The sequence below is a fragment of the Phocaeicola sp. GP0067 genome, assembly GCF_031119655.1.
GTDB classification, from domain to species: Bacteria; Bacteroidota; Bacteroidia; order Bacteroidales; family Bacteroidaceae; genus Phocaeicola; species Phocaeicola vulgatus.
In genome coordinates this window covers 25,495-45,745 of record NZ_JAVHZY010000024.1, presented here as the reverse complement: position 1 = coordinate 45,745, position 20,251 = coordinate 25,495, and the positions used below count along the sequence as shown (strand labels likewise).

Sequence of the window (20,251 nt, the reverse complement as noted above, 5' to 3'; positions counted from 1 at the left end):
TCATAAAATGAAAACGAGATGACAAATGAAATAAAGTTTGCAGATACTGTAATTCTGGTGGATGTAGCCTATGTAGACAGGGTGGCGGGTGATTTATCCAAACATTTTGGTGACGTGGTGGGCCGTAAGTTGCCGAAAGCGGATTTACCGGTGTTGTTGGAATGTCTGTCACTGGATAGTGGAATACCCTTGGGGGAGAATGCAGTTCAGGTATTATTTATTTATGACGAGGAAAGTAAGAAAATGGATGCTTTTCAGCCGTCGGATTTGGAAAAGGAATTAAATAACGTGGCTTTCAAAAGCCAGTTGGGAGAGTTTGCACTTTATTCTTTCGAACCATCGGATATGGCTAGTCGCGAAGAGTTGTTTCTGGAGTCTTTGAGAGTGGTGGTTGATGCAAAAGAGGTGAAACGGGTGATTATTGTCCCTGCCGAAGAAGAATATGGAGATAAAGTTCCTGCTATATTAAATAAGGTGGACGGAAAAGAAAAAATGACGGTATTCGGTATGAATCCTCCAACCAGTGAAGTCGCTTATCAGTGGGAGATGTTTGGATTCGCTGTTTTACAGTCGTTAGGAATTAAAGCAGACGAACTATAATCATTAAAAAACATGTCTGATTTCAGGTTAAGAGTATTCAGTAGTGTTGCGAAAAACCTCAGCTTTACAAAGGCTTCGCAAGAGCTGTTTATCAGTCAGCCGGCTATAACCAAGCATATTCAGGAATTGGAAACGATGTACCAGACACGCCTTTTTGAGCGAATGGGGAACAAGATCTTGCTGACTGATGCAGGCAGGTTGTTGTTGGAGCATTGTGAGAAAATTTTGGAAGATTACGGACGCTTGGAGTACGAGATGAACTTATTACGTAATGAGCATACCGGTGAGTTGCGCTTGGGAGCCAGTACTACAATTGCCCAATATGTGCTTCCCCCTTTGCTGGCCCGCTTTATCGAGAAGTTTCCGCAAGTGTCTTTATCACTTTTCAGCGGGAACTCCTCTGAGGTGGAAAAGGCATTGCAGGAACATCGTATAGATTTGGCACTGGTAGAGGGAAATACCCGGCAACCTAATTTGAAATATACTCCTTTTCTGCAAGATGAGCTGGTGGCTATCGTCCATACTCATAGTAAGTGGATGGATTATGATGAGATAACTTTGGATGAATTGAAAGAAGTTCCTCTTGTGCTTCGTGAAAGAGGTTCGGGAACATTGGATGTATTGATTACCGCTTTGCATAAACACAACATAAAGTTATCGGACCTTACTATCCGTATGCACCTGGGAAGTACAGAGAGCATTAAATTATTTCTGGAAAATAGTGAGTGCATGGGGATTTTGTCTATCCGGTCTATTAATAAAGAACTGTATTCAGGGAAGTTTAAAGTATTGGATATAAAAGACCTGGTGATGTTTCGTGAATTTGATTTTGTCCAATTGCAAGGGCAGGATACAGGGCTCCCGGCTCTGTTCATGCAATTTGCCAATCATTATAAGGAAAAGTTATAACTTATAATTAAAAACGATTAGATTGTTTTTGAAACATATATTACCTTTGCATCCCGAAATGGAGAAATAATGTTAAAAAGTAAAATATATGATTTCAGTAACAGCTTTACAGCAAAACAGCAAAACTATTTATGTAGGTTTGCTTTCCACGTTAACGGTCTTTTTGTTGATGGACTATATTCCGGTATTGGCTTCATTTTCCCAGTGGGTCACTCCCCCCGTATCTTTATTTCTGGGGTTGATATTTGCATTAGTTTGCGGACAGGCCTATCCTAAGTTCAATAAAAAGGTTTCTAAATATTTGTTGCAATATTCTGTAGTGGGATTGGGGTTCGGTATGAATCTTCAGGCTTCTCTGGCTTCCGGTAAGGAAGGAATGGAATTCACGATCATTTCTGTAATCGGTACAATGATTATAGGTATGTTTATAGGGCATAAACTTTTGAAGGTAGATCGTGATACGGCTTATCTTATCAGTTCGGGTACTGCAATTTGTGGGGGAAGCGCTATTGCTGCTGTGGGTCCTGTATTGAAAGCTAAAGATAGTGAGATGTCTGTGGCTTTGGCTACTATCTTTGTATTGAATGCCATCGCTTTGTTTATTTTTCCGGTGTTAGGCCATATGTTTGGGTTAGATCAACAACAGTTTGGTACTTGGGCAGCTATTGCTATTCATGATACGAGTTCTGTGGTGGGAGCAGGTGCGGCATACGGTGAAGAGGCGTTGAAAGTGGCGACAACAATCAAACTGACCCGTGCACTTTGGATTATTCCTTTGGCATTCGCTACTTCTTTTATTTTCAAGGGAAGCGGTAAGAAAGTAAGCATTCCTTGGTTTATCCTTTATTTTGTTGTGGCTATTGTTCTGAATACTTATGTGCTGGATGGTGTGCCTCAATTCGGGCAGGCTGTTTCCGGACTGGCACGTAAAGGATTGATTATTACCATGTTCTTTATTGGAGCTTCCTTGTCTATGGATGTATTGAAGCAAGTAGGTATGAAACCTCTGATTCAAGGTGTTGCTCTTTGGGCGGTGATCAGTCTTAGTTCATTGGCTTATATTCTACTTTTCTGATAGGGATTTATTAGAATATTAAAAAGTATGCGGATGATATGGATTGTCTGAAAAATCCTGTTATCCGCATGTTTTTTTATGAGAATATAATTTAGAAGTAATAGATGAATAATAGTACAGCGTTTACTCCAATGACAGTGAGGAATCCTTTCCATACATAAGGTAGCATTTCTTTTCTGCGGGAGGAAAAAAATATGGCATAGAACATATTCACTACGATGTTGCTGATGATAGCTTGCATGATACAGGCCCCTACAATGGTTGCCGGAATATTTCCGCCTTGTAACAGGTTTAGTATGAAAGGAGTGATATCACTTAATCCTGTTGCAATGGAGAGAATACTCAAACCTCCTGTTCCTGCATAAACCAATGTATAGTGAGTCAGAAATGTAAATACTACAAATAATAAAGCAAAGATCAGAGCGACTTTGAATTCCAGTGGATTACTTTCCGTTTCCGTTTCTTCAATAACTTCGCGCTCGCCTTTTATAGTATGCTTTTTATGGATGAATATGCCGATGCCGGCGGCGGTTGCAGACATGATGAGCAGATAGGGGTAAATATTCAGAAAGATGGAAGTGCTGAATATAAGGATCAAAATCATGAAACGTAAGAACATCATGCTGACAGCAAGCATCATGGCAGATACATATTCCGGTATTTCATGCGCTTGTACCCGTTTGCATTTGCGGGCAAGGATGGAAATGGTAGCGGTGCTGCTATACAGACCACCGATAATGCCCGAAACCAAAGTGCCTGATTCGCGGAAAACATATTGCTTCAGCAGGTAGGACAAATAGGAGATACCCGATACGACTACAGTAGCCAGCCAAATGGTGTATGGAGTGAGATTGATACCCGGTATGAGAGGTTCCTTGGGTAGCATGGGCAAAATGATACCGCTGATAGCCAGAAATTTTGCCAGTGTGATCATTTCATCATTCTGCATCCGTTGTACAAGTTCTGTGAAGGTGTGTTTCATTTCTGTGAAAAGAAGCACGGTGACTACCATCATCACGTAAAACCAGGAAGGTTGTGTACTTATGATAGGAGCCATACAATAGGTGATAAGGGCGATGATGATTGTTGTCACTCCAAACACGTGGAACTGGGATTGCTTGACATAATAATTGATGCCCAGTAACATACCTAAAATTATTCCGCCTCCCATAAATAAATGCATTTCCTTAGGATCAAGTATATAGAGGAGATATCCCAAAATGCCGATAAAAGTAAAAGTCCGGTCTGTGCCGAAAAGCGTAGTTTCCCCCTCTCGTTTCAGGCTGATTCTCCGTTGGGATAAACCGATGAGTAAAGAGAACAAGGTCACCAGAATGAAAGTAACCAATTGCTGGGGAAGGTAATCGTACAACTTTTCCATAAATCTGTCAAGATTAGGTTGATGTAATAGGTTTTTCCTTTTAAACTGCATTGACTCCTCTGATGGATTCAAGTGGCTTTAAAACGCTTGCTTAAACTGGCTTTCTTCAAAAAGTCCTTTTAATTTATCATCACTTTTTATTTGGTTGATGATTGTGGACAGAACTCCTGCTTTAGGCAATTCTACCACAACGTCTGTTTTATATTTACCACCGCTCTGCCGGCTGTTTTCACAGACTACTTTTAAGTTAGCAGCCTCTTGCTGGGTAGCCATATGGATCAGATCTGAGAACTGTTCCCACTCTGCATTACCGAATTTTTTTTGAGACTTGGCAGCCATTTCCGCCTTTGCTTTGATCTGGCTGGTTATTGCAGTACGGGCTGCAATGACCGCCTTCTTTTTGGAGGCAGTGGCATCACCGCTCTGAGCTGATGCTGAGGCACGGAAGAAGTCTGCGTTTGTGCTATATGCATTTCCGGTACAAGGAGTACTTTGTGCCTGTGCCCATGTTGACATTCCAAGGACGAAGGCTAAAAAATAGATGAATTTATAATATTTCATAGTTGTAATTTTATCAATCTATTGCGAAGATAGAAGAATATTTGATAATATAAACAAGAAAAGGGAAAAAAAAGATTGAGCTTGCTTTATGAAATGATTATATTTGCAGAAATTAAATGAAAGGTTAGTATTCATGGAATCAACAACAAAACTCTATTCGTTAAATTACACAAACGCAAATACTTATTTATTTGCATTCGTGTTTATTGTAGGTAATGTGGTATTGCCGCAACTTTGTCATTTGGTGCATTTGGGTGGACCTGCTATGTTACCCATTTATTTCTTCACATTAATAGGTGCTTATAAATATGGATTCAAAGTGGGGATGTTGACGGCTGTTCTTTCTCCGCTTGTCAATAGCTTCTTGTTTGGAATGCCTTCTGTGACCATACTTCCGGCTATATTGGTAAAGTCGGTATTGTTGGCGTTGGTGGCGGGATATATGGCAGATCGTTTCCGTAAGATTACGATTCCTGCATTGCTGGGGACTGTTATGGCATATCAGGTGGTGGGTACCTTGATAGAATGGGCTCTTGTCGGTGATTTCTATTTGGCGGCACAGGATTTCCGGATTGGAATTCCGGGCATGTTGCTCCAGATTTTTGGTGGCTATGCTTTGTTGAAAGCTATTGCAAAAAGATAAGTTGTAAACATTTGATGTTATGCTGCAAATTGTGAAACAGCCTGAAAATGGTGGCGCTGGCTATGTTCTGGTAGCTGTCATGGATGGAGATCCCGGTAAATGGATGACTTTGTTTTTTGATAAATCATTTAATAGTTAATAGATAAAATGACAGGCACATTATTATTTTTAGGATTAGGAATGCAGGAAATATTATTCATTGCATTGATTGTTCTTTTATTCTTTGGTGGGAAGAAGATACCCGAACTGATGAAGGGGTTGGGCAAAGGGGTTAAGAGTTTTAAGGAAGGGATGAACGGGGTGGAGGATGATATAGATGGAAAAGATAAGAAAGGGGAAACGAAAGAGTGACAAATGATGGAACAACAGCAGAAGATACTGACTTTTTGGGATCATCTGGAAGAACTGCGCCATGTCTTGTTCCGTATTGCAGTGGCTGTGGTATTTCTAATGTTGGTAGCATTCTTGTTTAAGGATGAGCTTTTTGCTATTGTTCTAGCGCCTAAGAATGCTGATTTCATTATTTATCGTTTTTTTTGCCGGATAGCTGATTTCATGGCTATGCCTTCATTATGTCCGGAAGTGTTTTATGTGAAAATGATCAATACCCAATTGGCGGCTCAATTCATTACTCATATGAGCGTGTCTTTTTATACGGGTTTTTTGCTGGCATCTCCTTATGTTATTTATCAGTTGTTCCGTTTTGTTTCGCCGGCTTTATACGAGAATGAAAAGAAATATTCTACCCGGATTGTAGGGTGGGGCTATTTTCTTTTTATGATGGGAGTTCTTTTGAATTATTTTTTGATTTTCCCTCTTACTTTCCGTTTTCTTGCTACCTATCAGGTCAGTATGGAAGTGGAGAACACGATTACTTTGTCTTCGTATATGGATACATTGATGATGATGAGCCTGATGATGGGGATTGTTTTCGAGATTCCTGTTCTTTGTTGGCTTTTTGCCAAACTGGGATTTCTTACGGCTGATTTTATGAAGCGGTATCGTCGTCATGCTATTGTTATTATTCTGATAGTTGGAGCTGTTATCACTCCTACGTCAGATGTCTTTACATTGATGATGGTGTCTGTGCCCATGTATTTGCTTTACGAAGTCAGCATTTGGATTGTAAGTCGGACAGGGAAAAAACAGCAGGAAGAATCCTTGGAGGAAGTGCTTGAAAAATCATGAGATGATAATCCTTATAAGTATTATATCGTAAAAAAGGAAGACCTTCTAAAAAGGCCTTCCTTTTTTCCATTAGGATCCATACTTTATTAAATCTTCCAGCCAAAGGCCTCTGCCACGGCCGGAAACACAATCTTTCCGTTGACAATATTCAAGCCGTTTTTTAGTCCAGGATCGTTTTCGCAAGCTTTTTTCCAACCAAGATCTGCCAATCTGATGGCGTATGGCAGTGTAGCATTGGTTAATGCCAAGGTTGAAGTACATGGTACAGCTCCCGGAATATTGGCCACACAGTAATGGATGATACCGTCTACTTCGTAAATAGGTTCGGCATGAGTTGTAGGATGGGACGTCTCAAAACATCCTCCTTGGTCAATGGCCACATCTACCAGTACAGTACCCTTTTTCATCAGTTTCAGCATAGGGCGTGTTATGAGGTGGGGAGCCTTTGCACCGGGGATAAGAACTGCACCGATTATCAAATCAGTTGTTGGCAGTTCTTTTTCTATATTGTGGCTGGACGAGAATAATGTTTTTACATTTTTAGGCATGAACTCACTCAACTGACGCAGGCGGGGTAATGAAATATCACAGATTGTGACATCAGCCCCTAATCCTGCAGCCATTAAAGCTGCATTGGTTCCTACAATGCCGCCGCCTAATACCAGCACTTTGGCTGGCTTGACACCGGGAACTCCACCTAGCAAGATGCCACGTCCTCCTTGAGGCTTCTCCAAAAAACGTGCTCCTTCCTGAGTGGACATTCGTCCTGCCACTTCACTCATGGGAATCAGCAGAGGCAGTCCGCCTTGTTTGTCTGTTACAGTTTCGTAAGCTAGGCATACTGAACCACTACGCATCATTGCCTCCGTTAATTCTTTGTCACAGGCAAAATGGAAGTATGTAAATACCAGTTGGCCCTTACGTACCAGGTTATATTCACATTCGATGGGTTCCTTGACTTTTATAATCATCTCGGCAATGGCGTACACATCTTCTATAGTAGGAAGGATACGCGCTCCGACTTTCTCATACTCTTCATCGGAAAATCCGCTGTTTATACCTGCGGTGTGTTGTATATACACCGTGTGACCTCTCTGTACCAACTCGTGTGCTCCTGCAGGGGTTAATGATACACGATTCTCGTTGTTTTTGATTTCTTTAGGAATTCCTACTATCATAATTGTCACATTTAAGGGGTTTGACTGCCTCAAAGATAACAAAATGTCAGAAAAGTAGGTTTTGTCTGGATATGTTTTTTTCGTAATAAATGTATGTTTAGCAACATTGTTTTAAGGGATATTCTGTTTTTTATTTGTAAGTTTGCGGAGAGATTCAAAATTTTTGTGATGAGTTCTCCATAAAATAAAGAAAATGACTTTACGAAATTATATAATCATAGCAGCTTTGGGCAGTGTTCTTGCTGTACGGGCACAGGAAGAACCGGCTGCTCCTGTATTCCGTCCTCCTTTTGATTTTCCGCTTATTCTGAGCGGTAATTTCGGTGAACTGCGTTCTAACCACTTTCATGGAGGAGTGGATTTTAAAACCCAGGGAGAGGTGGGAAAACCTATTCATTGCATTGCCGACGGATATGTGAGCCGTGTACTGGTTACTCCCGGAGGATATGGGCAGGCTATTTTTATTACGCATCCCAATGGATATACTTCAGTATATGGACATGTGTTGAAATTTGCTTCTGCAGTGGCAAAAGTGGTGGAGGAATATCAATATCGGCATGAAACTTTTGCTGTGGATTTGAAATTCGAGCCTCATCAGGTCAGTTTCAAAGCTGGAGAAATCATTGCTTTAAGCGGTAATGAAGGGTATTCTTTCGGACCGCATCTGCATATGGAGATACGCCGTACGGATACTGGTGAATTGATAGATCCCTTACAGTTCTATACCGATAAAATTAAAGACACTACTCCGCCACGTGCGTCAATGATTATGCTTTATCCGCAGCGGGGCGCTGGAGTTGTGGAAGGCTCACAAAGAAAAAAATCCATATCTGTTGCTTCTTTGGGACAACCGGTTTCTGCTTGGGGGAAAATAGCCGCTGGCATTAAGGCATACGACTATATGGATGGCACACATAATAATTATGGTGTGCGTTCCGTGGTACTCTATGTGGATACGACAGAAGTTTTTCGCAGTACGGTGGATGGCGTTTTGCCCGAAGAGAACCGGATGATTAATGCCTGGACAGACTATGAGGAGAATGTAAAGAGGCATAATTGGGTGATGCGCTCACAGATTCTTCCCGGAAATAGTTTGCGCATGTTACAAGCCAATGATGAAGGAGGGGTGGTTACGATTGATGAAGAACGTGATTATCATTTTCGTTATGAATTAGCTGATTTATACGGGAATAAGTCGACTTATCGTTTCATTGTGCGTGGCCGTAGGCAGCCGATAGAGGAATATCATCCGCAGGTAAAACATTATTTGGCATGGAATAAAGGTAATGTGGTTCAGGAACCGGGTATGGAACTGGTTATCCCCCGAGGAATGTTGTATGAGGATGTGGCACTGAACTGTCATGTGGTTAAAGATACAGCTGCAATATCTTACGAGTACCAGTTGCACGATGAGCCAGTAGCTTTGCAGGCTGGGTGCACGTTGATGATCGGGGTACGCCATCTTCCTGTAGAGGATACGTCGAAATATTATGTGGCCCGTAAGTGGGGAAAAAGGAAAGGTTCAGCAGGAGGAATTTATGAAAATGGTTGGATGAAGACTTCCATCCGTGAACTGGGAACCTATACCGTAGCTATAGATACTTTGTCTCCACGAGTGACCCCATTAAATAAGGCACAATGGAAGACAGGTAAGGTTCAGTTCAAAATAGGAGATGCGGAAACGGGTATTAAGGATTATAAGGTGAAGATAGACGGCGAATTTGCCTTATTCGGTTTCAGTTCCAAAAATGCGAAATTGTGGATGAAGCATCCTGAACGGTTAAAAAAAGGAGTCGCCCATAAATTGGAATTGGTGGTGACAGATTATTGTGGAAACGAAACAAAAGAGGAATATGAATTTTGATGGTAAAATAAGTATTATACACAATTAAAAAGTTATATATTAATGAAGAATAAACTGATTTTAGGTGCTGCCTTTCTATTGGCGGCAATAACAGAGAGTTTGGCATGCACTAACTTGATTGTAGGTAAGGGAGCCTCGGTTGATGGTTCTGTTATCGTTTCTTATTCCGCTGATTCATACGGAATGTTTGGCGAGTTGTATCACTATCCTGCCGGTATGCATGAAAAAGGAGCCATGCGTGATATCTATGATTGGGATTCGGGCAAATATTTAGGGCAAATAAAAGAAGCGCGTCAAACCTATAATGTGGTAGGTAATATGAATGAATTTCAGGTAACCATAGGTGAAACTACTTTTGGTGGACGGGAGGAATTGGTTGATTCTACCGGTATTATGGATTATGGAAGTTTGATTTATGTAGCTCTCCAGCGTTCTCGTACAGCTAAAGAAGCCATACAGGTAATGACGGATTTAGTAAAAGAATATGGTTATTATAGCAGTGGCGAATCATTCAGTATCGCTGATCCCAATGAAGTCTGGATTTTGGAGATGATCGGTAAGGGTCCCGGTGTGAAAGGTGCTGTATGGGTAGCAGTCCGTATACCGGATGATTGTATTGCCGCACATGCTAATCAGAGCCGGATTCATCAGTTCAATATGAATGACAAGGATAATTGTCTTTACTCTCCGGATGTGATTTCTTTCGCTCGTGAAAAAGGTTATTTTGACGGTATGAATAAAGATTTCAGTTTCTCGGCGGCATATAATCCTTTAGATTTTGGTGGTGTACGGTTCTGTGAAGCGCGTGTATGGAGTTTCTATAATATGTTCAACAAGTCGGTGGGAGATACCTATCTTCCTTATATTCAGGGGGACAGCAAAGAACCGATGCCTCTTTATATCAAGCCTTCCCGTAAACTTTCAGTACGTGATGTACAAGCGGCTATGCGCGATCACTATGAGGGTACTCCACTGGATATAACTAATGATCCCGGTGCCGGTCCGTTTAAAACTCCTTATCGTCTGTCTCCCTTGAGTTTTAAAGTAGGAGATCAGGAATATTTCAATGAACGTCCCATTTCGACTCAGCAAACGGCTTTCACTTTTGTGGCACAGATGCGTGCTAACCTGCCCGATGCAATAGGGGGAGTATTATGGTTTGGAACAGATGATGCTAATATGACAGTGTTTGCTCCTGTATATTGTTGTTCGGATCGTATTCCTGACTGTTATAGCAGTAAAGAAGCCGACTGTGTAACTTTTTCATGGGACTCTGCATTTTGGATTTATAATTGGGTGGCCGATATGATTCGTCCACGTTATAGCCTGATGATTGATGATATGCGTGCCGTTCAAAATAATTTGGAAGATACTTATGCGAATGCACAGGCTGGCATTGAATCTTCTGCCATGAGCTTATATGAGAAAGATCCTGTAAAGGCAAAAGAGTTCTTGACTAACTATAGTTGCATGACAGCCGAATCGGCAATAGACAGCTGGAAGAAATTGGGCGAATTTTTGATTGTGAAGTATAATGACGGTGCTGTGAAAAAGATGGCAAAAGATGGAACCATACTTCGTCCTGAAACCGGTCATTGCGCTCCTTTGGTACGTCCGGGGTATCCCAAAGAATTTTTGGAAGAACTGGTAAAGGCCACCGGTGAACGCTATAAGATGAAATAGGATATATTTTTGTATGTTCTGAAAGTCTGATTAATTAGTGGAGGGGCAGGTTATGATCCTGCTCCTGTGCATAATAAGATAGTTTTTTAGATTGTATTCAGGATGCCTGGGAGCTTTCCCGACTGTTATATAGTAGTGTTTTTTTACCTTGTATGGTCTTCTGCTTTTTTATGACAGATTATTTTAGGGGGATAATCCTTTATATCTCTAATTTTCTTCTTTCAAATTTCTAGGATTTTTAATTTAATTCTTTTACATTTGTCAAGACGTAAAAATCGGATGTAATTATAAACCTTATAAATAACAAAAAATTATGGAAAATGAAGAATTGATAAAGCAAGTGACAGAGAAAGCAGAGAAATGGTTAACACCTGCTTATGATGCCGAAACACAGGCTGAAATTAAGAAAATGTTGGCGAATCCCGATAAGACTGATTTGATTGAAGCATTTTATAAAGATTTGGAGTTTGGGACAGGTGGTTTGCGTGGTATTATGGGCGTGGGCAGTAACCGTATGAATATTTATACGGTAGGTGCTGCTACTCAAGGTTTGTCCAATTATCTAAATAAAAATTTTAAAGATCTCGATCAGATATCTGTTGTGGTAGGTCATGATTGCCGTAACAACAGCCGTTTGTTTGCGGAAATTTCTGCCAATATCTTTTCTGCGAACGGTATTAAAGTATATTTGTTTGAAGATATGCGTCCTACTCCTGAAATGTCATTTGCTATCCGTCATTTCGGTTGCCAGAGCGGTATCAATATTACTGCCTCTCATAATCCGAGAGAATACAATGGTTACAAGGCTTATTGGGATGATGGTGCACAAGTATTGGCTCCGCACGATAAGGGTATCATTGATGAGGTGAACAAGATTTCATCGGCTACCGACATCAAGTTTGAAGGTAACAAGGATCTGATTCAGATTGTGGGCGAAGAGGTAGACAGCGTCTATTTGAATAAAGTGAAAACAATTTCTATTGATCCTGAAGTGATCAAGCGTCAGAAGGATTTGAAAATTGTGTATACTCCGATTCATGGTACAGGTATGATGTTGATTCCGCGTGCATTGAAGCAATGGGGATTTGAAAATGTACATACCGTGCCTGAACAAATGGTGAAGAGTGGCGATTTTCCGACTGTTGTCTCTCCGAATCCGGAAAATGCCGAGGCTTTGTCTATGGCTATTGATTTGGCTAAGAAAATAGACGCTGACATTGTAATGGCTAGCGATCCGGATGCTGACCGCGTAGGTATGGCTTGTAAAAATGACAAAGGAGAATGGGTGCTGATCAATGGTAACCAAACCTGTTTGCTGTTCTTGTATTATATAATAAAGAACCGTATTGCGATGGGTAAGATGAAGGATGATGATTTCATTGTGAAGACTATCGTTACTACGGAACTGATTAAATCTGTCGCAGACAAGAATCACATCGAAATGTTGGATTGCTATACCGGATTCAAGTGGATTGCACGTGAAATCCGTTTGCGTGAAGGCAAACAGCAATACATCGGAGGTGGTGAAGAAAGCTACGGATTCCTGGCCGAAGACTTTGTCCGTGATAAAGATGCTGTTTCTGCTTGTACATTGTTGGCGGAGATTTGTGCTTGGGCAAAAGACCAGGGCAAGACCTTGTTCGAAGTTTTGCTTGATATTTATGTGGAGTATGGTTTCTCAAAAGAAACTACTGTGAATGTTGTGAAACCAGGAAAGAGCGGGGCAGAAGAGATTAAGGCAATGATGGAAAACTTCCGTTCTAATCCTCCGAGAGAAATAGGCGGTTCTAAGGTTGTTCTTGTCAAGGACTTTAAAACTTTGAAGGTGACTGATGGTAACGGGAATATAACAGAAATAGATATGCCGGAGGCTAGTAACGTATTGCAATATTTTACGGAAGATGGAACTAAGATTTCAGTTCGCCCGTCAGGAACAGAACCTAAAATCAAATTCTATGTGGAAGTAAAAGGTGAAATGGGTTGCCACAAATGTTTCGATGCCGCTAATGCAGCTGCTGAGGAAAAGGTGGAAGCCGTAAGAAAATCACTGGGAATTTAATCGAGTATAAGCATCGGGCGAAAGTCTGAGAGAATATTCATAAATAAAAGAAGGGGTGGTGGAGATGTATTTCTCTATCCCCCTTTTCTTTTATTTCCGTGCCATTTATATCAAAATCTACACTTCTTTGTTTATTTTTTGTTGTAACTTTGCCTTCTGTTTTAAATAAGGTAAAAGATATGATGTGGTTACTTCTGGCATTTCTCTCGGCTGCATTGCTGGGATTCTATGATGTATTTAAGAAACAGTCGTTGAAGGACAATGCGGTTATTCCGGTATTATTTCTGAATACGTTGTTCTCTAGTTTGATATTTCTTCCTTTTATTGTATTGTCAGTGTGGAGGCCGGGAATATTGGAGGATTCTATTTTTTATGTGCCTGTTGCAGGGTGGGAGGTGCATCGTTATGTAGTGTTGAAATCTGTTATTGTCCTTTCGTCGTGGATATTGGGATATTTTGGGATGAAGAATCTGCCTATCACAATTGTGGGACCTATAAACGCTACTCGTCCGGTGATGGTGTTGGTGGGAGCTTTAGTGGTCTTTGGTGAGCGATTGAATTTTTACCAATGGATTGGTGTGCTGATGGCTGTCTTCTCTTTTTTTATGCTGAGCCGCAGCGGAAAGAAAGAGGGAATAGATTTCAAACATAATAAATGGATTTATTATGTGGTAATGGCAGCTGTGTTGGGAGCGGTCAGCGGGCTTTATGACAAGTATCTCATGGCGCCTGTCGATCAAGGAGGTATCGGACTGGATAGAATGATTGTACAGTCATGGTATAATATCTATCAATTGTTTATGATGGGAGGTGTTTTGATGTTGTTATGGTGGCCGAAGCGCAAATCTACCACTCCGTTTCATTGGCATTGGTGTATTATTCTGATATCTATTTTTCTGTCGGCAGCTGATTTTGTTTATTTCTATGCCTTAAGCTTGGATGGTTCAATGATTTCCATAGTATCTATGGTAAGGCGTGGCAGTGTGCTTGTTTCTTTTCTATTTGGTGCAATGGTATTCCGTGAGAAGAATCTTAAAAGCAAGGCTGTGGATTTGGCACTGGTACTTATTGGTATGATATTTTTGTATTTGGGAAGTCGGTAAGCAAAAAAGACGGGGTGTGACTCATCGTGCATACCCCGTTATTTTTGATTACTCTATAATGATTTTATATTCTACATCAAACGTTTCTTTTGGTTCCAATTTCTGTATCCATTCACGGTCCTTTAATTCGCCCGAATACCCTACAGAATCGCAACTTCCATACCATGGTTCAATGCAAACAAATGGGCAATCGGGATGTGTCTTGGTAGGAGACCACAAAGCTACCAATGGAGAATTAAATTCCAAACTGATATGGGGCTTTTTCTTTTTATCCAGTAAGGTTATTTTTTTCAGTTGTTTATTGTCAAAAATATAAGTGTCACAATCAAAAGTATGAATATCAATTGGCATCAGCCCTTCTTTGTTTAATTTTAGTACATGACGTTCTGGTGATACGCACCCCTTTTCGGTTGGCATGATATATTCTAAGTCAGACTTTCGGTCAAAAACAAAGAAGCCACGATCCTTTGTAGCAGCATCGAACTCGGGGAAATAGAAAGCTGGGTGTGCTCCAATCTGGAAATACATATCCATGGCTCCCAGATTTTCTACACGCCATTTTACGGTGATTTTATTTTCTTCCAATAAATATCCCACCAGCAGGCGGAAGGGAAAAGGAAACTTGCCCAATGTATCAGGAGTGCTTTCCAACCAATATACAGCTCCTTTGTCTTCTTTATAGGTTAGTTTGAAGTCCATATCACGTGCAAAACCGTGTTGTCCTATTTCATAAGTATTTCCGGCATGACGGTATTTATTGTTCCACACACGTCCTACTATAGGGAAAAGGACAGGTGAACGCCGTCCCCAAAATTTAGCGTCGCCCTGCCAAAGATATTCTTTGCCATCCTTTTTGATACTTTGAAGCTCGGCACCATGCTCGGCTATTTGTACAGTCAGGATAGAATTAGATAGTGTTTCCATGTTTCTTCGTTTATAAATTCTTTTTTCAAAGGTAGGGATGTTTCATGACATGACAAAGTGAATCTTCATCTTTGTGTAAATTTTATCTAAAAGGCTGTTTGGGTCAAATAAATTTTAATAAAAGTATATGGTTGTGTTTATTTTTGCTTATGTTTGTCAATAAGCTATGAAGGAGGATAAGATGGAGAACATACATTTGATATTTAAATTTTTATGGTATAGTGTATTATTTTGTATATGGGGAGTATCTTGTACAAGTTCCGGAACTTATAAAAAGACCCAAATGGATATCTATATGCAGTATTATGATTTTATAATTGATTCATTGTCAAAAAATCCTAGTTATGTATGTACCCGGACTGCCAGGCAAATGTCGGTTGCCACAGATAGTGTGGCGTATTACCATTATCTTGTTCTTTTGGCAAAAGCATATATGTTTAAATCCGAGATGGATTCGGCTAAACTTAGCATGGATAGAGCGGAAGTATTTTGCGAAGGAGCTGAACCGTCATCGTTAATTAATGATTTGTATGCTGAGATTTACAATATGCGGGGTAATGTATGTGCTCGTCAAGGGTTGACAGATTCTTCAGTGGTATGTTTTCAAAAAGCATTTGATTATCGTTTGAAGGGTAGTAACAGAGATATGCTTCATGATATTTCTATTAATTTGGCTGATGCTTTTGTCCGTACCGGTCATTATGATAAAGGCGCGATGTGGTATCGTAAAGCTTTGTCTTACTGTGATTCATTGAAGATTCCTGAAGAAAAACGTTTTCCTGTTTATTACGGATTGGCACAGGTTTATATGGAACTTCGTGATTTTACGTCTTGTGATCATTACTATGAACTGGCTGCCCGGCAATATGATAAGATGCTTCCATTTGAGAAACATATTTATTTAAATAATCGTGGTAATTCTTATTATTTTCGTGCTGATTATCCTAATGCTTTGGAATTTTTCAGAAAATCATTATTGTTAGCTCGTTCTTATCCGGATATGATTTTTGAGGAACATCTGACTGAAATGAATTTGGGAGAAACTTTTCTATTGATGAATCAGGTTGATTCTGCCGCATACTATTTAAACCTTTGCAGTGATTTTTTTCGTTCTATCGAAAATCAGACGGCTCTCTATTATTTGGATACCCAATTGATTGAACTTGCCTTGAAGCAGAATAATTTGTCTTTAGCACGTAAACGTATGTCTGAGGCTATACAGCCTGATTATGTGGAACCGAATATGCAGCATATCCGTAACCGTTACCTGCAACATTATTTTGAAGAGGTGGGGGATTTCAAACAAGCCTATTATTATCAAATGGAAAATCAGCGTATTGATGATTCTACACGTAATGAGCGTATTAAAATGCGTACAGCTGAAATTGATCTGAAATACAGTCAGGACACCACGCTGATGAAGCAGAAAATTTTTATCCAGCAAAAAGAGAATGAAGTACTGGCGCTGAATCAGACGCTTTACCTGTGGATGTTTGCCTGCATCTGTATTTTGGGGCTCGTTGTTTTTGTTTACATGTACAACAAGAGACAGCGTTTCCTGCTGCAAATGAAAAGTCAGAATATGATTGCCACTTTGCGTATGGAGAATATCCGTAACCGGGTTTCCCCCCATTTCATTTTTAACATTCTGAACCGTGAGATGGGAAACTACACCGATGAGCAGGCCGGAAATATGCGTGGGTTGGTAAAGCTGATGCGGCGCAACCTGGAACTGACCGAACAGCTGTGCGTTACCATGGCCGAGGAACTGGACTTTGTCAATACGTTTATCAACCTGGAACGTGAAGCATTGGGAGATAGCTTTATACTGTCCACATCCATAGATGCTGCCATCCATCTTGACCAAGAAATACTTCCTTCCATGATGATACAGATTCCGATAGAAAATGCCATCAAGCATGCCCTGAAGGACAAAGAGGGGATGAAAAGACTGTGGATTGATATCAAGAAGACCGGGGAGGGAATCTGCGTCAAGGTGCGTGACAATGGGGGAGGTTACCGGATAAACAGTGCCAACCATGGTACAGGCACCGGTATAAAAGTGATTCTTCAAACCATACAGTTGTTGAACGCCAACAATAAAAAGCATATCGACATATCCATAACCAATGTGCAGCTGGAAGACGGAGAAACCGGTTGCGAGTTTGCTGTCTTCCTGCCCCAAGGCTATGATTATAATTTGAAAAAGATGGTTTAGTTGTTATTTTTGCTAGGATAGTGTCCGAAACGGTCGCTATAGTTCCATAACCGGAGTGTCGGGTTTGTGCGTTAAAACATGTTTTAATACTTTTGTTCCGTTAATAACTAAAGCAGGATTGTTTACTATGGATAAACTATACAGGGTCGTAATAATTGATGATGATGAGTTCTCTGCGGACAATCTTTGTCTGGAGTTGAAGAAATATAACAGGCTGTCTATAGACGGGATGGCACGTAACGGTGCGAATGGCCGGAAACTGCTGGAAAAAGTTCATCCGGACTTGCTGTTTCTGGACGTGGAATTGCCGGACATGAAGGGCATGGAACTGCTGGAACAGCTAAGGGGGGCAATCACTTGGAATATGCAGATTGTGTTCTATACAGCTTATGATAAGTACATGATTTATGCTATTCGTGGAGCAGCTTTCGACTACTTGCTGAAGCCTATAGACAAGAAGGAGCTGGAAGGGATCATTGACCGCTTCATGAAAAAGGCGGAAGAGTCGGCAGCCGCATCTTTGGTTATCCCTCCGCGTGTGTATTCGGCCGGCGAGCATACTTTTATGATATCCACACCCATCAATGACTTGCGCATTCTGCGCTCCATTGACATCGGTTTTTTCCGTTATAACTCCGACCGGAAACTGTGGGAAGTGGTGCTGAACAACCAGCTGCCTTTGCTGCTGAAGAAAAATACTACGGCCGATCATATCAAGGGATATGACTCCTGCTTCGTCCAGATCCATCAGTCGTATATCATTAATATCAATTATCTGATGATGATTAAGGAGAACCGCTGCGTCATGTTTCCCCCGTTTGAGAATATTACGGAACTTCAGGTTTCCAAGAAGTTCAGAAAAGAATTGCAGGATAGGTTTTATTTGTTGTAGTGAATCTATTGATGACGTTGAAAATACAAGTTTATAGAAAGTGATTTTAAGTCACAGTGGAAAAGCAGGAGTCGTGAGATTGCTGCTTTTTTTGTTTTTAGTGCTTAATTTTCCCTTTGCGGTATATGGAAATGAGGCTATATAGTCGTTAATTTAGATAGAATAGTATGCTTGTTAGGCTGTTTGATACTTTCTCTTGGTTTTGTGAATTTGTAAAATGACGTTAATTGTTTTTCTTTGAAGCCGCATAAGGTTAAAAAAAGACATGTATATGAATGAAGTAAAAAAAGTAATATTGTTTTTATTATGCTGTGCTATACCTTTTAGTTTTTATGCACAGAAGGCGCGCCAAAATGCTGTAACAAAGAAATGGGGATATGAGCAGACCGAAAATAAAGGATGGTGGGAAAATTCAAAATATAGGGGTAATTCTATGTTTGGTGGATGGGATGCGGCTTTAGTAAATCAGGATTATGAGATAAATTGGTTGATTTCTCCACAATATGAAGGGGTGACCAAGAGATTTACAGAAAAGTTGGCAGGAGTAGTTTTAGGAGGAAAAGTAGGTTTTATAGACATACACAACCGTTTTATAATTAAACCGCAGTTTGAAAATGCAGATGATATTCATGGATTTAATTTAGGACTGTCTGCGGTAAAGAAGAATGGCAAGTTTGGCTTTATAAATAAAAAAGGAGAATTTGTCATTGAACCTCAATTTGATTACGCTGATAATTTTAGAGATAACATGTTGGCTACAATCAAGCAAGAGGGTAAGTTCGGGGCTATTAATTTAAGGGGAGAAATCGTTGTTCCATGTAAATATATTCTAGAAGAAGCAATGATAAGCGTTCCTATATCCAATAAGGTATATCGCCAGAAACAAGAAGAAGTGAAAAATGCGAAAGGGAACGGTGATTTTGATGATTTGCTTGATAAAATCGCTGAATGTAGCAGAGAGGTCAATGAAAAAATTAATAATCCTGGAGCAGAAGTTATAACCGATTCTCTCAGAATAAGGGAAGATAATGGTAAAATGGGCCTTGTAGTGGGAGGACAAACTGTAATTCCTACAGAATATGAGGAGCTTATAATAGCAGAAGATGGATTTGTTCTTGCTTGCAAGCAGGATAAATGGGGGGCTTTGGATATATATGGGCGTACTATATTGCCTTGTGTTTATCAATGGGTATATTATGATGTATCGGCAAAGGTCTGGATTGCCAAAAGTCTTGCAATGGGGCTATATAATAGTCAAGGTGCTTTATTACTACCGGGAAGGATTGATTATATAGGTAGTTTTGTGGATGGCAAAGCACCTGTTTGGCTGAATTCCGTACTCGGTTGGATAGATACGAAGGGACAACTCTCTGATGGCTTTGCAGAGGATGTGACAGAATCCTTTTTGAAAGAAGAAAAAAAGGGAGTGGCAGGTGCTTGGGGTATGTTTAATTTATTGACAGATTTGATTCCGGACTATGCCATGGCCCACTATTATATGGGAAAAGGGCAAGTGACTGATGGCATTTATTCTAAAGGAATGGAGCATCTGAAGATAGCGGCAGAATTGGATCCGGATAATGGAGAAGTAGCGTTAGCGCTGAAGCAAGCCAAAAAGGACAAGAAGAAAAGAACGTTGAATACGATTGGTTACATTGCAAGTGTGCATAATGATTTGGAATCTACAAACTCTAATTCTTTTAAAGATGAAAGCAGGAATCAAAATAAGCCTTCATCCGGAATTAATCTGGGAGTTTCTATGGATGAGGTAGATGCCCTTGGTGGGTCTACAGCTACTGCTATAGCAGGAGGTAGTAATCATTGTGGTTTTTTGAAATATGTGTTAGAAGATCTTGAAGAAAAGATTCAGAAGAATACGGGCGAATTGATGGGAGAGTATTATCGGAAAGTGAAGGATGAATATTTGCAGTTTGCCGGTAAAGAAGGGTGTGAACAATAATATATAATTAAAG

The 20,251-nt window shown here is 40.3% G+C and carries 17 protein-coding genes; 13 read left to right on the top strand and 4 right to left on the bottom strand.

The window, feature by feature from the left end:
- The first annotated feature begins 18 nt into the window (after window positions 1-18).
- The 3 genes from RE317_RS16205 to RE317_RS16195 all read left to right on the top strand — a co-directional run bounded on the left by RE317_RS16205 (window position 19) and on the right by RE317_RS16195 (window position 2,584).
- Window positions 19-600, top strand: coding sequence for a DUF6621 family protein (locus RE317_RS16205; RefSeq protein ID WP_005841605.1), 582 nt, complete (start codon window positions 19-21; stop codon window positions 598-600).
- 12 nt (window positions 601-612) lie between these two features.
- Entirely contained in the window at window positions 613-1,509 is an 897-nt protein-coding gene (locus RE317_RS16200; RefSeq protein WP_005841603.1) for a LysR substrate-binding domain-containing protein, read from the top strand.
- Window positions 1,510-1,597: 88 nt separating this feature from the next.
- Complete coding sequence (locus tag RE317_RS16195; RefSeq protein WP_005852123.1) at window positions 1,598-2,584, top strand: YeiH family protein; 987 nt, start codon at window positions 1,598-1,600, stop codon at window positions 2,582-2,584.
- 91 nt (window positions 2,585-2,675) lie between these two features.
- On the opposite strand, the gene RE317_RS16190 is transcribed toward RE317_RS16195, so the two are convergent.
- Both RE317_RS16190 and RE317_RS16185 read right to left on the bottom strand, forming a co-directional pair.
- The gene (locus RE317_RS16190; RefSeq protein WP_008670079.1) at window positions 2,676-3,965 is read right to left on the bottom strand and encodes a DUF4010 domain-containing protein; all 1,290 of its coding nucleotides are present in this window, start codon (window positions 3,963-3,965) and stop codon (window positions 2,676-2,678) included.
- A gap of 78 nt (window positions 3,966-4,043) precedes the next feature.
- Window positions 4,044-4,526 (bottom strand): hypothetical protein, encoded by a 483-nt coding sequence (locus RE317_RS16185; protein ID WP_008670078.1) that lies wholly within the window; start codon window positions 4,524-4,526, stop codon window positions 4,044-4,046.
- A gap of 133 nt (window positions 4,527-4,659) precedes the next feature.
- On the opposite strand from RE317_RS16185, the gene RE317_RS16180 reads away from it, so the two are divergent.
- The 3 genes from RE317_RS16180 to tatC all read left to right on the top strand — a co-directional run bounded on the left by RE317_RS16180 (window position 4,660) and on the right by tatC (window position 6,357).
- Window positions 4,660-5,169 carry a hypothetical protein gene (locus tag RE317_RS16180; protein ID WP_005841596.1) on the top strand — a complete coding sequence of 170 codons (510 nt, stop codon included), beginning with the start codon at window positions 4,660-4,662 and terminating at the stop codon, window positions 5,167-5,169.
- A gap of 147 nt (window positions 5,170-5,316) precedes the next feature.
- The gene (locus tag RE317_RS16175; RefSeq protein ID WP_005841594.1) at window positions 5,317-5,520 is read left to right on the top strand and encodes a twin-arginine translocase TatA/TatE family subunit; all 204 of its coding nucleotides are present in this window, start codon (window positions 5,317-5,319) and stop codon (window positions 5,518-5,520) included.
- Between the two features lie 6 nt (window positions 5,521-5,526).
- Window positions 5,527-6,357 (top strand): twin-arginine translocase subunit TatC, encoded by an 831-nt coding sequence (tatC, locus tag RE317_RS16170; protein WP_008670072.1) that lies wholly within the window; start codon window positions 5,527-5,529, stop codon window positions 6,355-6,357.
- A gap of 86 nt (window positions 6,358-6,443) precedes the next feature.
- On the opposite strand, the gene ald is transcribed toward tatC, so the two are convergent.
- A complete protein-coding gene (ald, locus tag RE317_RS16165) occupies window positions 6,444-7,535 on the bottom strand; it encodes an alanine dehydrogenase (RefSeq protein WP_008670070.1) in 1,092 nt (363 codons plus the stop codon).
- 193 nt (window positions 7,536-7,728) lie between these two features.
- Here ald and RE317_RS16160 point away from each other — a divergent pair, with 193 nt between their 5' ends.
- The 4 genes from RE317_RS16160 (at window position 7,729) to RE317_RS16145 (ending at window position 14,244) form a co-directional block, all read left to right on the top strand.
- Window positions 7,729-9,399, top strand: a complete 1,671-nt coding sequence (locus tag RE317_RS16160) for a M23 family metallopeptidase (RefSeq protein WP_005841587.1) — start codon at window positions 7,729-7,731, stop codon at window positions 9,397-9,399.
- 42 nt (window positions 9,400-9,441) lie between these two features.
- On the top strand, window positions 9,442-11,082 hold the full coding sequence (locus tag RE317_RS16155) for a C69 family dipeptidase (protein WP_008670067.1): 1,641 nt from the start codon (window positions 9,442-9,444) through the stop codon (window positions 11,080-11,082).
- A 313-nt stretch (window positions 11,083-11,395) separates the two neighbouring features.
- Entirely contained in the window at window positions 11,396-13,141 is a 1,746-nt protein-coding gene (locus tag RE317_RS16150; RefSeq protein ID WP_005841583.1) for a phospho-sugar mutase, read from the top strand.
- Window positions 13,142-13,323: 182 nt separating this feature from the next.
- Window positions 13,324-14,244, top strand: coding sequence for a DMT family transporter (locus tag RE317_RS16145; RefSeq protein WP_117694780.1), 921 nt, complete (start codon window positions 13,324-13,326; stop codon window positions 14,242-14,244).
- A gap of 48 nt (window positions 14,245-14,292) precedes the next feature.
- Here RE317_RS16145 and RE317_RS16140 read toward each other — a convergent pair whose 3' ends face one another.
- On the bottom strand, window positions 14,293-15,168 hold the full coding sequence (locus RE317_RS16140) for an aldose 1-epimerase family protein (RefSeq protein WP_117694782.1): 876 nt from the start codon (window positions 15,166-15,168) through the stop codon (window positions 14,293-14,295).
- A gap of 166 nt (window positions 15,169-15,334) precedes the next feature.
- On the opposite strand from RE317_RS16140, the gene RE317_RS16135 reads away from it, so the two are divergent.
- The 3 genes from RE317_RS16135 to RE317_RS16125 all read left to right on the top strand — a co-directional run bounded on the left by RE317_RS16135 (window position 15,335) and on the right by RE317_RS16125 (window position 20,238).
- Window positions 15,335-17,386 carry a histidine kinase gene (locus RE317_RS16135; protein ID WP_117873499.1) on the top strand — a complete coding sequence of 684 codons (2,052 nt, stop codon included), beginning with the start codon at window positions 15,335-15,337 and terminating at the stop codon, window positions 17,384-17,386.
- Between the two features lie 127 nt (window positions 17,387-17,513).
- The gene (locus tag RE317_RS16130) at window positions 17,514-18,278 is read left to right on the top strand and encodes a LytTR family DNA-binding domain-containing protein (protein ID WP_005841573.1); all 765 of its coding nucleotides are present in this window, start codon (window positions 17,514-17,516) and stop codon (window positions 18,276-18,278) included.
- A 265-nt stretch (window positions 18,279-18,543) separates the two neighbouring features.
- On the top strand, window positions 18,544-20,238 hold the full coding sequence (locus RE317_RS16125; protein ID WP_022508096.1) for a WG repeat-containing protein: 1,695 nt from the start codon (window positions 18,544-18,546) through the stop codon (window positions 20,236-20,238).
- Window positions 20,239-20,251: the final 13 nt, after the last annotated feature.